This is a genomic window from Pseudoalteromonas sp. Z9A6 (genome assembly GCF_011378805.1).
GTDB lineage: Bacteria > Pseudomonadota > Gammaproteobacteria > Enterobacterales > Alteromonadaceae > Pseudoalteromonas > Pseudoalteromonas distincta.
The window spans coordinates 1-1,094 of the sequence record NZ_WTKZ01000125.1; the positions used below are offsets into that span (position 1 = coordinate 1).

At 45.0% G+C, this 1,094-nt stretch carries 1 protein-coding gene; it reads right to left on the reverse strand.

The genetic code is table 11. The annotated features are described in order from the left end of the window. Positions 1–1,094, reverse strand: a 1,094-nt coding sequence (tuf, locus tag GQR53_RS20465) for an elongation factor Tu (RefSeq protein ID WP_165745054.1), incomplete at its 3' end; no start/stop codon positions are given.

The window sequence follows — 1,094 nt, forward strand, 5'->3', positions numbered from 1 at the left end:
GCGATTAGAGTTACTGTCATCTTGATGTTATCACCAGGCATTACCATTTCTACGCCTTCTGGTAACTGTACGTCACCTGTTACGTCAGTTGTACGGAAGTAGAACTGTGGACGGTAACCTTTGAAGAATGGAGTATGACGACCACCTTCATCTTTAGAAAGTACGTATACTTCTGAAGTGAATGTTGTGTGTGGGTTGATTGAACCAGGCTTAGCTAGTACTTGACCACGTTCAACGTCTTCACGCTTAGTACCACGTAGAAGTGCGCCGATGTTTTCGCCAGCACGACCTTCGTCAAGAAGCTTACGGAACATTTCAACACCAGTACAAGTAGAACGAGTTGTATCATTGATACCAACAATTTCTACTTCGTCATTGATGCGGATGATACCAGCTTCAACACGACCAGTTACAACAGTACCACGACCCTGGATTGAGAAAACGTCTTCGATAGGCATGATGAATGGCTTATCGATGTCACGCTCTGGCTCTGGGATGTAAGAATCAAGTGCGTTTGCAAGCTCAACAATCTTATCTTCCCACTCTTTCTCGCCTTCTAACGCTTTAAGCGCAGAACCAGCGATTAGAGGTAAGTCATCACCTGGGAAATCGTATTCAGAAAGAAGTTCACGAACTTCCATTTCTACTAGTTCAAGTAGCTCTTCGTCATCAACCATGTCACATTTGTTCATGAATACGATGATGTAAGGAACGCCAACCTGACGAGAAAGAAGGATGTGCTCACGCGTTTGTGGCATAGGGCCATCTGTCGCAGCAACTACTAAGATCGCGCCGTCCATTTGAGCAGCACCAGTGATCATGTTTTTAACATAATCGGCGTGACCAGGACAATCTACGTGTGCGTAGTGACGTGTAGGTGTATCGTATTCAACGTGAGACGTTGAAATAGTGATACCACGTTCGCGCTCTTCTGGAGCGTTATCGATTGATGCGAAATCTTTAGCAACACCGCCGTATACTTTTGCAAGTACGTTAGTGATTGCTGCAGTTAGTGTAGTTTTACCGTGGTCAACGTGGCCGATTGTACCAACGTTTACGTGCGGTTTTACGCGTTCAAACTTTTCTTTTGCCAT